This is a genomic window from Planococcus halocryophilus (assembly GCF_001687585.2).
Classification (GTDB): Bacteria; Bacillota; Bacilli; order Bacillales_A; family Planococcaceae; genus Planococcus; species Planococcus halocryophilus.
Genome location: NZ_CP016537.2, coordinates 38439 through 51357 on the forward strand (window position 1 = coordinate 38439; position 12919 = coordinate 51357).

13 protein-coding genes are annotated in these 12919 nt (G+C 39.6%); 12 read left to right on the forward strand and 1 reads right to left on the reverse strand.

Annotation, left to right across the window (positions count from 1 at the left end):
- Positions 1-22: 22 nt before the first annotated feature.
- The 9 genes from BBI08_RS00155 to rsmI all read left to right on the forward strand — a co-directional run bounded on the left by BBI08_RS00155 (position 23) and on the right by rsmI (position 7578).
- The gene (locus BBI08_RS00155) at positions 23-2134 is read left to right on the forward strand and encodes an RNA degradosome polyphosphate kinase (protein ID WP_083383287.1); all 2112 of its coding nucleotides are present in this window, start codon (positions 23-25) and stop codon (positions 2132-2134) included.
- Between the two features lie 115 nt (positions 2135-2249).
- Positions 2250-2900 carry a dTMP kinase gene (gene tmk, locus BBI08_RS00160; RefSeq protein WP_008498587.1) on the forward strand — a complete coding sequence of 217 codons (651 nt, stop codon included), beginning with the start codon at positions 2250-2252 and terminating at the stop codon, positions 2898-2900.
- A gap of 109 nt (positions 2901-3009) precedes the next feature.
- On the forward strand, positions 3010-3339 hold the full coding sequence (locus BBI08_RS00165; RefSeq protein ID WP_008498586.1) for a cyclic-di-AMP receptor: 330 nt from the start codon (positions 3010-3012) through the stop codon (positions 3337-3339).
- Positions 3340-3462: 123 nt separating this feature from the next.
- Positions 3463-4455 (forward strand): DNA polymerase III subunit delta', encoded by a 993-nt coding sequence (holB, locus tag BBI08_RS00170; protein ID WP_065528374.1) that lies wholly within the window; start codon positions 3463-3465, stop codon positions 4453-4455.
- A gap of 3 nt (positions 4456-4458) precedes the next feature.
- Positions 4459-5271: a PSP1 domain-containing protein gene (locus BBI08_RS00175; RefSeq protein ID WP_065528375.1), complete on the forward strand. Its 813-nt coding sequence runs from the start codon at positions 4459-4461 to the stop codon at positions 5269-5271.
- Positions 5272-5281: 10 nt separating this feature from the next.
- Complete coding sequence (gene yabA / locus BBI08_RS00180; RefSeq protein ID WP_008433090.1) at positions 5282-5641, forward strand: DNA replication initiation control protein YabA; 360 nt, start codon at positions 5282-5284, stop codon at positions 5639-5641.
- Between the two features lie 77 nt (positions 5642-5718).
- Positions 5719-6456 (forward strand): tRNA1(Val) (adenine(37)-N6)-methyltransferase, encoded by a 738-nt coding sequence (locus BBI08_RS00185; RefSeq protein WP_008498584.1) that lies wholly within the window; start codon positions 5719-5721, stop codon positions 6454-6456.
- Positions 6443-6712, forward strand: coding sequence for a GIY-YIG nuclease family protein (locus tag BBI08_RS00190; RefSeq protein ID WP_008498583.1), 270 nt, complete (start codon positions 6443-6445; stop codon positions 6710-6712). Before BBI08_RS00185 ends, BBI08_RS00190 begins: the two co-directional genes overlap by 14 nt.
- Positions 6709-7578, forward strand: a complete 870-nt coding sequence (rsmI, locus tag BBI08_RS00195) for a 16S rRNA (cytidine(1402)-2'-O)-methyltransferase (RefSeq protein WP_008498581.1) — start codon at positions 6709-6711, stop codon at positions 7576-7578. The genes BBI08_RS00190 and rsmI overlap by 4 nt, the downstream gene beginning before the upstream one ends.
- 319 nt (positions 7579-7897) lie before the next feature.
- Here the strand turns inward: rsmI and BBI08_RS00200 are convergent, their stop codons facing one another.
- Positions 7898-8176, reverse strand: a complete 279-nt coding sequence (locus tag BBI08_RS00200) for a transition state genes transcriptional regulator AbrB (RefSeq protein ID WP_008498580.1) — start codon at positions 8174-8176, stop codon at positions 7898-7900.
- A gap of 328 nt (positions 8177-8504) precedes the next feature.
- On the opposite strand from BBI08_RS00200, the gene metG reads away from it, so the two are divergent.
- The 3 genes from metG (at position 8505) to BBI08_RS00215 (ending at position 12842) form a co-directional block, all read left to right on the forward strand.
- On the forward strand, positions 8505-10463 hold the full coding sequence (gene metG / locus BBI08_RS00205) for a methionine--tRNA ligase (RefSeq protein WP_008498579.1): 1959 nt from the start codon (positions 8505-8507) through the stop codon (positions 10461-10463).
- 202 nt (positions 10464-10665) lie between these two features.
- Positions 10666-11442, forward strand: a complete 777-nt coding sequence (locus BBI08_RS00210) for a TatD family hydrolase (RefSeq protein WP_065528376.1) — start codon at positions 10666-10668, stop codon at positions 11440-11442.
- Positions 11443-11519: 77 nt separating this feature from the next.
- Entirely contained in the window at positions 11520-12842 is a 1323-nt protein-coding gene (locus BBI08_RS00215; protein ID WP_008498578.1) for a resuscitation-promoting factor, read from the forward strand.
- The last annotated feature ends 77 nt before the right edge of the window (positions 12843-12919 follow it).

The window sequence follows — 12919 nt, forward strand, 5'->3', positions numbered from 1 at the left end:
AGAGTAAAAGGTGGTGTCGGCAGTGGAAACAGGGAAAAAGAAGAACGTGGAACTCAGAAATCCAGCTTATTATAATAACCGTGAATTGAGCTGGCTGGCTTTTAACGAACGCGTTCTGCAAGAAGCACTTGATAAAAAAAATCCTTTACTGGAACGGCTGAAGTTTTTGGCGATTTTTAGTTCGAATTTAGACGAATTTTTTATGGTTCGTGTAGCTGGGTTACAAGATCAAGTAAAAGTTGGCTTTGCGAAACCTGAAAACAAAGCAGGAATGACACCAAAGCAACAGTTAAATGAAATCGCAATGAAAACTCATCAACTTGTAGACTTGCAGTACGAAGCATTACAAAATACTTTGTTACCAAAGCTTCAAAAAGAACATGTCGAGTTTGTGAAGATGAAAGACTTGGATGCTGAACAAGTAAAAGGAATGGAAGTATATTTTGAAGATTATATTTTCCCGGTACTGACGCCCATGGCGATTGATGCGTATCGAACTTTTCCGATGTTGCTCAATAAAAGCATCAACTTAGCTGTGAAATTGGAACCGGAAAAAAAACAAGACGAAGAAGGACAGAAAATCGCTATTGTTCAAGTGCCTGCAGTGTTGGAACGTTTTGTCCAAGTCGAACCAGAGAAAAACAGTCATAAATTAGTGTTACTAGAAGACGTGATTGGTTTCTTCATTCATAAGCTGTTTCATGGTTTTCAAGTCACTTCGGTTTCTGTTTTCCGGATTACACGCAACGCCGACATGACCATTCATGAAGAAGGAGCGCGCGACTTACTAAAGGAAATCGAAGAAGAGCTTCGTAAACGAAAGTGGGGAGCAGCGGTCCGTTTAGAAATTCAACAACCTGGATTTGATTTGGATATTTTGGATTATTTGACGGATGAACTAGAAGTTCATAAAAAAGATGTTTACGTAATTGAAGGGTTTTTGGATTTAACGGCATTCTTTAATTTTTATAAAAAAATGGCCCCTGTTTGGGAGCATTTAGTCTTTGAAGGAAAAGTATCTCAATTGCCAGCAGGTATGGAGACCGGCAAACAAATCTTTCAAAAAGTTAGCGAGCAAGATGTCTTTTTGCATCATCCGTATGAATCGTTTGAGCCGGTTGTCCAATTTATATCAGAAGCTGCAGATGACCGAGATGTTCTAGCGATTAAGCAGACCTTATACCGCGTTAGTGGAGATTCTCCAGTGATTAAAGCATTAAAAAGAGCAGCAGAAAACGGCAAGCAAGTTACGGTGCTCGTTGAATTAAAAGCTCGTTTTGATGAAGAAAACAATGTTCACTGGGCGAAAGAGTTAGAAAAAGCGGGTTGTCATGTTATTTATGGCATGACGCATTTGAAAACACATAGTAAGATTACGCTCGTCGTCCGCAAAAAAGAAGATAAAATCGAACGGTTTGTTCATTTAGGTACCGGTAATTACAATGATCAAACCGCAAAAGTTTATACTGATATGAGTTTATTTACATCAAAAAGGCAATTTGGAATCGATGCGACTAATTTTTTTAATTATTTGAGCGGATATACGGAAAAACCAGAATTCCATTACTTATCGGTAGCGCCTTTTACGATTCGGACCGATATTATTGAGTTGATCGATGCTGAAATTCGTTATCAGAAAAAAAATGGCAACGGCCGGATTGTTGCGAAAATGAACTCATTAACAGATAAGGTCATTATTATGAAATTATACGAAGCATCGAATGCAGGAGTAAAAGTGGAATTAATCGTTAGGGGAATTTGTTGTTTACGACCGGGCATACCAGGAGTAAGTGAAAATATTCGAGTACGAAGTATTGTTGGTAGCCTATTAGAACATAGCCGCGTCTATTTCTTTAATCAGAACGGTAAAGAAAAATTGTTTTTATCGTCAGCAGATATGATGACTAGGAACTTGAACAACCGCATCGAAATTTTATTTCCGATTATCGATGAAAAAATCAAAGACCAAGTGGAAACCATTTTGGAGTTGGGACTTATGGACAATGTTAAAGCGAGAGAGCAAGATGCTGCTGGAGTTTATGATTATGTCCCGCGTAAAGATGATGAACCCGCTTTAGACAGTCAAATGGAGTTGTTTCGTCGAGCTTATCGAGTAGCGGAAGACGAAGAATAGTGTCAACGCCACAGTTTTGGAAGTCCACTGTAAAACGAGCACCGTTTCATGTATAGTATAAAGAGTTTGAAACAGTAGATTATGATTAATTTCATGGAATAAGGTGATCAGCAAAATGAGTTATTTAATCAATCTTGAAGGTGGAGAAGGATCGGGGAAATCGACGGTTCTGAAAATGCTGGCAGAAGCATTAACGGAAAAAGGATTTTCGGTTGTTTGCACAAGAGAGCCGGGTGGCATCGACATTGCCGAACAAATCCGTGAAGTCATTTTAAACCGAGAAAATACAGCAATGGATGCGCGAACAGAAGCTTTGTTATATGCTGCTGCAAGAAGACAACATTTAGTGGAGAAAATTGTTCCTGCACTCGAAGCCGGCAGTATTGTTTTATGTGATCGATATATTGATTCGAGTCTTGCTTATCAAGGCTATGCACGAGGACTTGGAATGGAAGAGATTTTCGCGATCAATAAATTCGCTATTGATGAATACATGCCAGACTTGACGCTGTATTTTGATGTTAATCCGAAAGTCGGATTGGCGCGGATTGAAAAGGATGCAGAACGTGAAGTAAACCGTTTAGATGTAGAGTCGATGAAGTTCCATTATAAAGTAAGAGAAGGTTATCTTTTGTTGTTAAGTCAAAATCCGGAACGTATTCGCTTAGTGAATGCAGAAAATGAACTTCCGGTCGTTTTTGCAGATGCTTTGGAAACAGCTGTACGTTTTATAGAAGAACGCCAAACAACAGTAGATCCGACGTAAGTCTTTTCGCAGTATCTGTTTTTTGATTAAATGACTGGAAAGATGTGCAGTGCTTACCTTCGTTCATGTTATACTTATATAGAAGAAAGATAAAAAGGAGTGGGTGCTGATGAAACTCGTAGTAGCAGTTGTACAGGACCAAGACAGTAACCGATTATCCAATGCATTAACAAAAAATGATTTCCGGGCTACAAAGCTTGCCAGTACAGGAGGGTTTTTACGCTCAGGGAACACCACCTTTTTAATCGGAGTTGAAGATGATCTCATCCCGAAATTGATGGACTTGATTCGTGAAAACTGCCGTTCTCGTGAACAAATGGTTGCGCCAGTTTCACCAATGGGTGGTAACGCTGACTCATATATTCCTTATCCAGTGGAAGTTGAAGTAGGCGGAGCAACGATTTTTGTCTTGCCAATTGAACAATTCCATCACTTTTAATCAATAGGGATAAGTAAGTTTACCGTGATAAGTACCGCGGGGTAGCGTCCAACTAGTACCATAAACAATACCCGTGCTCCAATCGGAACACGGGATTTTTTACAAAGTCTGAAGGTGAAGTTGATGCAAAAAACAACAGATGAATTTTTGGAGATGCAACCGGTAGTTATGAAGCGACTGCAAGGGGCTTATGGAAAAGAGCGTCTAGCGCATGCTTACTTATTTGAAGGTCCTGCAGGTTCAGGGAAAAAAGAGATTACTCATTTTTTTGTTAAGCTTCTCCTATGCGAATCACCTGTTGAAAATGTTCCATGTGAAACATGTCGGAGCTGTCAATTGTATAATTCCGGCAATCATACGAATGTTATTTTTATCGAACCGGATGGTCAAAACATTAAAATTGACCAAATCCGTGAATTGATTTTCAAATTGAATAAAACGGGCTTGAATATAGGCCGTAAAATATACGTGATTGAGCAGGCAGACAAAATGAATAATTCTTCTGCTAATGCACTGTTGAAGTTTTTAGAAGAGCCAGAGTTTAATGTTACCGCTATCTTATTAACAGAACGTCTAAATGCGCTGATGAGCACAATTCGTTCCCGCTGCCAACTGGTGTCATTTCGTCCGCTATCACGTCCAAAGTTAATGGAGAAATTGATAGCGAATGGTATGACCGAATCGATGGCAGCAACCGTAAGTATGCTGACACAAAGTGAAGAAGAAGCTGTTGCATTAAGTCAAGATGAACAATTTTCACAAGCAAGAAAAACAGTTTTGAAAATGGTAGAAGTGTCTAGTGGCAATGTTCATGAAGCGCTTTTGATGCTTCAAGCCGAATGGCTGCCATTATTTAAAGAAAAAGAAGATGCCGAAAGAGGCCTAGACATGTTATTATTTGCATATCGGGACATCGCTTCGGTAAAAGCAGGTCTTGAGACTGCACGAACATATCCAGATATGGAAGAAACTTGGAAGCAGATGGCTCTCCAACGCTCCTTTACGGTATTGTCCAAGCAGTTGCAGGCTATATTACAAGCCAAACAACAATTGCCGCGCAATATGAACCGGACGCTGTTGATGGAGCAGTTAATGCTGAATCTGCAGGAGGGGTAGCAATTGTATAATGTGATAGGTGTTCGCTTCAAGAAAGCGGGTAAAATATATTATTTCGATCCAGCTGAATTAGGAATCGAAAAAGACGATTACGTCATTGTTGAAACAGCAAGAGGCGTAGAATATGGGAAAGTAGTTGTGCCAACGAAAACAGTTGGTGAAAACGATGTCGTTCTGCCTTTAAAACAAGTGGTGAGAATAGCAACTGAACGTGATCGCCAACAAGTAGAGGAAAATCGGTTAGAAGCAAGCCGTGCCTTTGAAATGGGTACCGAAAAAATTGAAGAACATCAATTGGATATGAAGCTAGTTGATGTCGAATACACGTTTGATCGCAATAAAGTGATTTTTTATTTTACAGCAGAAGGTCGTGTGGATCTCCGGAACTTGGTCAAAGACTTGGCTTCCATTTTCCGTACACGCATTGAACTGCGCCAAATCGGTGTTCGTGATGAAGCTAAAATGCTCGGTGGCATAGGTCCTTGTGGACGTATGTTGTGTTGTTCTACGTTTTTAGGTGATTTTGAACCGGTATCTATTAAAATGGCGAAAGATCAAAATCTATCGTTAAACCCTTCGAAAATCTCAGGCTTATGCGGACGATTGATGTGCTGCTTAAAATATGAGAACGATGAATATGAAACAGCGAAAAAAGAAATGCCAGATGTTGGCACACGAGTAACGACGCCAGACGGCGATGGTCGTGTTGTTGGCATGAACATTTTGGAACGAGTATTAAAAATTCGTTTATCTGAGCAAGAACAAACACTTGAATATACATTAGATGAGATAATGGGCCAAGGAACGAGAGCGTGAGGTGGTTTAAGTGAAGGAAAAAAACTTTTTAGATACAGTCATGGAATTTGAACAGCAACTTCAATCGATGCAAGAGCAATTCAGTGAATTAAAAGCCGTTGTTGCTCGGACGATGGAGGAACATCATGCATTGCAGTTAGAAAATCATCATTTGCGTTCGCGATTGGATGAATTCCATAAAGCAGTGCCAGAAGTGGCAGCGGTAGATCCGGTGAAGTTGAAAAAAGCTGTTATGGATATTGGCGAAGGCTACGATAACTTGGCGCGCTTATATCATGAAGGTTACCATGTCTGCAACGTCCATTTCGGAAGTTCTCGAAAAGGCGATGATTGTCTGTTTTGTTTATCATTCCTGAATAAACAAAACTAAAAAGTAAGATCGATAAAGAGAAAGGCTTCCGACACTCCGTGTGGCGGCAGCCTTTTGTTATGCTAGGAGTTGAACAAATGTTAGTGGATGACGAAAGATTAGATTATTTATTAGCGGAAGATTTGCGGATTATTCAAAGTCCGTCAGTGTTTTCGTTTTCTTTAGATGCTGTATTACTAGCACGTTTTGCGTATGTGCCGTTAAAACGAGGAACGATTGTGGATTTATGTACAGGAAACGGTGCAATTCCGTTGTTTTTAAGTGCACGAACGGAATCTCGCATTATCGGAGTAGAGATACAAGAAAGACTTGCTCATATGGCGCGGCGGAGCATAGCTTATAATGAGCTCGAAAAGCAGATAGAAATTATCGAAGGCGATGTTAAAGACATGCCGCAACAATTAGGGTTTGAAAAGTACGATGTCGTGACTTGTAACCCACCTTATTTCCCTGCACATGAGATGAGTGACAAAAACATTAGTGAGCACATGGCGATTGCACGTCATGAATTGCATTTAACATTGGACGAAGCCGTACAAGCTGCGAGTCAATTGCTTAAACAAGGAGGCAAAGCGGCATTTGTGCATCGTTCAGGTCGATTGATAGATTTGATTGCGGCGATGCGTGCAAACCGCTTAGAACCAAAACGAATTCGTCTCGTTTATCCAAAAGCAGGAAAAGAAGCGAACACGTTATTAATAGAAGGTATTAAAGACGGGAAACCAGATCTAAAAATATTGCCCCCGCTAATCGTTTACGGAGAAGATGGGGAATATACAGAAGAAGTACGAGAGTTATTATATGGAAATAACTAATCATTATTTTTATGTTTTGGAATGCGCCGATCAATCTTATTATGCGGGGTACACCAATGACCTTGAAAAGCGGTTAACTGCGCACAATGCAGGGAAAGGCGCAAAATATACTCGCGCTAAAGGACCGTCTAAATTAATTTATCATGAATGCTTTGAGACAAAGCAAAAAGCTATGAAAGCGGAGTATGCTTTTAAGCAATTAACCAAGCCTCAAAAAATTCGTTATATTGCTGAAGAAAAGGAGAGCGGCAAATGAAATCTCAAAAAAGTTTTCAGCACAAAGAAGCAACTTTGTATTTAGTAGCAACGCCTATTGGCAATTTAGAAGACATAACAATACGTGCGTTGCGTATTTTAAAAGAAGTAGATATGATTGCAGCGGAAGATACGCGTAACACCAAAAATCTCTGCAATTATTTTGATATACAAACCAAATTGGTTAGCTATCATGAACACAATCAAGAAAGCGGCGGCTTTAAAATCTTGTCGTATTTGGAACAAGGGAAATCGGTCGCATTAGTTAGTGACGCCGGTATGCCATGTATTTCGGATCCGGGCGAAGACATTGTGAAACGAGCAGTTGCAGAAGGCTATCCTGTGGTGCCTGTACCTGGAGCCAACGCAGCACTCAGTGCGCTAATTGCTTCTGGAATCTCGCCACAACCCTTTTTGTTTTATGGATTCCTATCGCGTAATAAAAAAGAGCGGCTTGCTGAACTCGAAGTACTTAGCCAGAAAGAAGAAACGCTAATTTTTTATGAAGCGCCTCACCGCTTAAAAGAAAGCTTGAAAAGCATGCAAAAAGCAGTAGGCGATGATCGGAAGATTGTGTTAGCGCGAGAAGTAACCAAAAAATTCGAAGAGTTTATTAGAGGAACTGTAGGCGAAGCCGTTGAATGGGCCGACGAAAATGAAATTCGCGGAGAATTTTGCTTAGTTCTAGAAGGAAATGCGGATCCTGAACTGATAGAAAACGTGAAGTGGTGGGAAACGTTATCGATTGAAGAACATGTCAATCAGTTAATGGAAACTAAAAACTTAACGTCGAAAGAAGCGATCAAAGAAGCAGCCATCGAACGGCAGCTATCAAAAAGAGATGTCTATCAAGCGTACCATACGTAAGAAAAGCGCAAGCACCCGTGTAGCTCTGCTGGGCGTAAGACGGTCTGGCGAAGTGGCGTTTTTTCAGCCACACAGCCAGAGTAGCTTACGACCCAAAGAGCTGGCTACTGGAGTCTAGACAAGAAGAAAAGCGCAAGTAGCCATGTAGATTCGACGGGCATAAGCAGCGTTCTTTGTTGCACAGTTGACGTGGCTTATGACCCGAGAATCTGGCTACTGGAGTCTAGACAAAGAAAAGCGCAAGTAGCCATGTAGATTCGACAGATGTAGGAAAAGTAAGCATAAAAAAACCGGATGCACGGGCATCCGGTTTTTTTAATTATCTCTTTAAGTTGTTTTGAATTTCTTTTACTAACATTTCTGCGCCTTCAGAGCTTAAGATCAGTTTACCGCCAACTAATTTCATGTTTTCGTCTGATACTTCGCCTGTAACTGCACATGTCATGTTTGGTAAATATTTCTTCAAGATAATTTTATCGTCGTCCACATAAATTTCCAATGCGTCTTTCTCAGCGATTCCTAAAGTACGGCGCAATTCGATTGGAATTACCACACGTCCTAACTCATCTACTTTACGAACAATACCTGTTGATTTCATAATTATAGTCCTCCTTATAAGTTTATCGGATGTATTCGTCAAAATTCGACATTTTCCACTTCCTGTAATAAATCATACCAAGTACTGTCAATTTGGTCAATAAAAAACTATCGAAAATATAATAAAATTTAATATTAAGTGATAATTTCGCGAGATTCACTATAAAAGATGTCATAAATTCGACAAAATGTCGAATGAGATTGTAATGTAATGCTAAAGACTACAAGCTATATTACCTATTTAAGGGGATTGTTGGAATTGAAAGATTGTACAAAATTGTGGACTTGGTTAAAATAAGGACTATACAAAAAAACTGGAGGAATTTTTCGTGACTGCTAACAACAAGACATTTTATTTAACTACACCAATTTATTACCCAAGCGGAAAATTCCATATTGGAACGGCTTATACAACAGTCGCTTCGGATGCAATGGCCCGCTATAAGCGCTTACGTGGATTTGATGTTCGGTTTTTGACTGGCATGGACGAGCATGGCCAAAAAATAGAAGAAAAAGCAAATGAAGCAGGAAAAGCACCACAGGAGTTTGTGGATGAAATGGCTGCAGCTGCCAAACAAGTTTGGTCGGTTATGGACATTACTTATGACGATTTTATCCGGACAACAGAAGAACGTCATAAAGAAGGTGTCGAACGGATTTTTAAAACTTTCCTCGACAATGGCGATATTTACAAAGGGGAGTACGAAGGTTGGTATTGTACACCTTGTGAATCCTTTTTCACTGAAAACCAATTGGAAAATGGCAATTGTCCAGACTGTGGACGCCCGGTTCAAAAAGTAAAAGAAGAGTCGTATTTCTTTAATATGAAAAAATACGCAGCACGTCTTCTTGAATACTATGAAAATAATGTCGAATTTATTGAACCAGAATCACGTAAAAATGAAATGATAAATAACTTTATCAAACCGGGATTAGAAGATTTATCGGTTTCACGAACTTCTTTTGACTGGGGAATTCCAGTTCCTGGAGATCCGAAGCATGTAATCTATGTATGGGTTGATGCTTTGTCGAATTACATCACTTCACTAGGTTACGGTTCAGAAGATGATAGCTTGTTTAACAAATACTGGCCAGCAGATATTCATGTAGTCGGTAAAGATATCGTTCGCTTCCATACTATCTATTGGCCAATTTTCTTAATGGCTTTAGATTTACCATTGCCGAAAAAAGTTTTTGCACACGGCTTTATTATGATGAAAGATGGCAAAATGTCGAAATCTAAAGGCAATGTCGTGTATCCAGAAATGCTTGTTGAGCGCTATGGTTTAGATGCAACACGTTATTTCTTGTTACGCGAACTACCATTTGGTTCAGATGGTGTCTTTTCGCCAGAATCGTTTATTGAACGAACAAATTTTGATTTAGCAAACGACCTCGGCAATTTATTGAATCGTACTGTATCCATGATTAATAAATATTGTGAGGGGACTATTCCACAAATCAATGGATTGCAAACAGAGTTTGATGCACCACTGCAACAAGTAGCTGCACAAACGGTGAAAGCGTACGAACAGCATATGGAAAAAATGCAGTTTAGTATTGTATTAAGTGAAGTGTGGACGTTGATTTCTAGAACAAATAAATACATTGATGAAACGCAGCCATGGGTATTAGCAAAAGATGAAAATGCAAAAGAGCAATTGGATTCTGTTATGGCTCACTTAGCAGAAAGTCTACGAATGACTGCAGTTATGTTGCAGCCGTTCTTACCAAATGCACCCAAACAAATTATTGAACAACTTGGGTTAACAGAAGAGTTTTTATCGTGGGACACATTACAAGATTTCGCTAAAATTTCTGCCGGCACGCAAGTTGTGTCGAAAGGGACGCCAATTTTCCCGCGCCTTGAAGTAGAACCGGAAGTAGCATATATTCGCGATCAAATGCGCGGTTCCGTAGTGCCAGTTGTGGAAGAACCAGAAGTTATGGAAGTTCCGGATGTTCCGGAAATTGATCTTGAAGATTTTGCGAAAGTGGATTTGCGCGTAGCTACAGTGTTGGAGTGCGAAGCTGTACCAAAAACTTCAAAGCTATTAAAATTACAGCTAGATATGGGTTATGAAAAACGACAAGTGGTTTCAGGGATTGCTGAACACTACAAACCGGCTGATTTAGTTGGTAAAAAAGTTGTCGTAGTTGCAAACTTAAAACCAGTAAAATTGCGCGGTGAGTTATCTGAAGGAATGGTCTTAGCTGGTGAAAAAGACGGATACTTAACGTTAGCATCAGTGGCTGAGAAGCTCCCAAATGGCTCGAAAATAAAATAAAAAATACTGGAAAAGAACTGTTTTGACCCACTTACATTAGTGGGTCTTTTTTTGTTTTCTTAGGATAGATTGCCCAATATTACAGGGGAATAAACAATAATGACGCAGAATTAACATGTTTTGTTACCTAATTGTAATGTTGCTGTGAAGAAAGATACAGGTAGAACCATTACAATAAAGCTTAATGTGAGGAGAATGATTGATGTTTATCGATACCCATGTACATTTAAATGCAGATCAATACGATGAGGACGTAGTAGAAGTCATCGAGCGCGCACGAGAAAACCATGTGGAGAAGATGGTAGTCATCGGCTTCGACCGAAAAACGATCGAACGTGCCATAGAGTTGGCCGAAAGCTACGAATTTATCTTCGCAGTAGTTGGTTGGCATCCAGTAGATGCCATCGATTGTACTGATGAAGACTTAAAATGGATTGAAGAACTTGCAGCACACCCTAAAGTGGTTGGAATCGGAGAAACCGGTTTAGACTACCACTGGGACAAATCACCAAAAGAAGTACAACAGGAAATCTTCCGTAAGCAAATCCGGTTGGCTAAAAAAGTAAAACTGCCACTTATTATTCATAACCGGGAAGCAACTGCAGATGTCTTGGAAATTCTTAAAGAAGAAAACGCAAAAGAAGTAGGCGGTGTTATGCATTGCTTTAGTGGCAGTGTAGAGACAGCCCATCAAAGCATAGAAATGAACTTCATGATTTCACTTGGTGGTCCGGTAACATTCAAAAATGCCAAAAAGCCAAAAGAAGTTGCTGAAGCGATCTCGCTCGAGTATTTGATGATTGAAACAGATGCTCCATATTTAGCGCCGCACCCATATCGCGGTAAACGAAATGAACCTTCTTATGTTCCATTAGTAGCGCAAGAAATTGCGCGGTTAAAAGACATCTCAATCGAAACTGTTGCAAAAGCAACTACTGAGAACGCTGAAAAGTTTTATAAATTTTCTCAAAAAAAGTGAAATTAAGAAATTTGTATTCGTTGACAGGGCAAATGTGAGCCCATATAATCACTCAAGTGAAAGAGGAGGAATTATTTTTGACAAATCAAACAAATAGTGCCAATTCGACAAAATCATTTAAAGGGAAATCGTTAGCGGTAACAATCGCGACTGTATTGTTGTTCGCAGCGGTTTTAACTTTCGCTATATATGAAGGAACGAAAAATACAGTAACTGTAACAGCCAATGGAGAACAAGAACAGGTAAGAACGCATGCAGAGACAGTAGGTGCCTTTTTAGAAGAACAAGACATCAAACCTGGAGAGCATGATTTTGTAAGCCATTCTTCAGAAACAGCAATTAACGAAGATATGACATTGGAATGGGATGCAGCAGAACAATATGCTGTAACCGTTGATGGAGAAGCGACTTCAGCTTGGACCACTAAAAATACCGTGTCAGAAATTTTAGCAACAGCGAATATTGAACTAACGAAACACGATAAAGTAACACCAGCATTAGACGCACAAGTAGATGAGAATACAAAAATCTCAGTCGAAAAAGCATATGAAGTTACGATTCAAGACGGTCTTGAAGAAAAGAAAGTATGGTCTACTTCAAAGACAGTCGCTAATTTCTTAAAAGAAAACAAAATTACTTTAGGTAAACTTGATCGCGTTGAAACTGAAATGGATGCATTGGTCTTACCAAATTCTCAAGTCAAAGTAGTTCGCGTTGAAAAGCTTACTGATGTAGTCGAGGATTCTGTAAAGTACGCAGTAGAAACCAAAAAAGACGAAACGCTTCTTAAAGGTAGCGAAAAAGTAGTTCAAAAAGGTCAAAATGGCTTAGTTGAAAAAACGTATGAAATTGTAAAAGAAAACGGTAAAGAAGTAAAACGTAATCTTAAAAACGAAAAAATTGTTAAAGAACCAACAAAACAAGTAACAGCAGTGGGGACAAAAACGGTTGTCGCTAGCGTTTCGCGTGGAGCTCAAAAAGAAACTATTAAAACCGCTTCAACTGAAAAAGCTGCAACACCGACAGCAGCAGTTACTACAGCTAAAGCAACTCCAAAAGCAACGCCAGTTAAAGCAACACCTGCAGCAGCAGAACCAGAACCAACTGGCGGAAAAGAGTTTTACGTATCTGCAACAGCCTATACAGCAAGCTGCACAGGATGTTCAGGAATTACAGCTACAGGCATTAACTTGAAAACAAACCCTGGCCTTAAAGTAATTGCAGTAGACCCTAGTGTTATTCCGTTAGGCTCTAAAGTATGGGTTGAAGGATACGGCAATGCGATTGCAGGCGATACTGGCGGAGCAATCAAAGGAAATAAAATTGATTTATTCATGGCAAACAGATCAGATGCTTTGTCATTTGGACGGAAACAAGTGAAAGTTAGAATTTTAAACTAATCTATTGTTAATCCAACTGCAGGCTTTCCTGGGATATTTCCCGGGAAAGCTTTTTACATGTCTATCTGTAAACAGGT

What these genes read in the sequence shown, in the direction of transcription:
- tmk (WP_008498587.1), top strand. Translation starts at nt 2,250, where the DNA reads ATGAGTTATTTAATCAATCTTGAAGGTGGAGAAGGATCGGGGAAATCG.
- BBI08_RS00165 (WP_008498586.1), top strand. Translation starts at nt 3,010, where the DNA reads ATGAAACTCGTAGTAGCAGTTGTACAGGACCAAGACAGTAACCGATTA.
- holB (WP_065528374.1), top strand. Translation starts at nt 3,463, where the DNA reads ATGCAAAAAACAACAGATGAATTTTTGGAGATGCAACCGGTAGTTATG.
- BBI08_RS00185 (WP_008498584.1), top strand. Translation starts at nt 5,719, where the DNA reads ATGTTAGTGGATGACGAAAGATTAGATTATTTATTAGCGGAAGATTTG.
- BBI08_RS00190 (WP_008498583.1), top strand. Translation starts at nt 6,443, where the DNA reads ATGGAAATAACTAATCATTATTTTTATGTTTTGGAATGCGCCGATCAA.
- rsmI (WP_008498581.1), top strand. Translation starts at nt 6,709, where the DNA reads ATGAAATCTCAAAAAAGTTTTCAGCACAAAGAAGCAACTTTGTATTTA.
- BBI08_RS00200 (WP_008498580.1), bottom strand. Translation starts at nt 8,176, where the DNA reads ATGAAATCAACAGGTATTGTTCGTAAAGTAGATGAGTTAGGACGTGTG.
- BBI08_RS00210 (WP_065528376.1), top strand. Translation starts at nt 10,666, where the DNA reads ATGTTTATCGATACCCATGTACATTTAAATGCAGATCAATACGATGAG.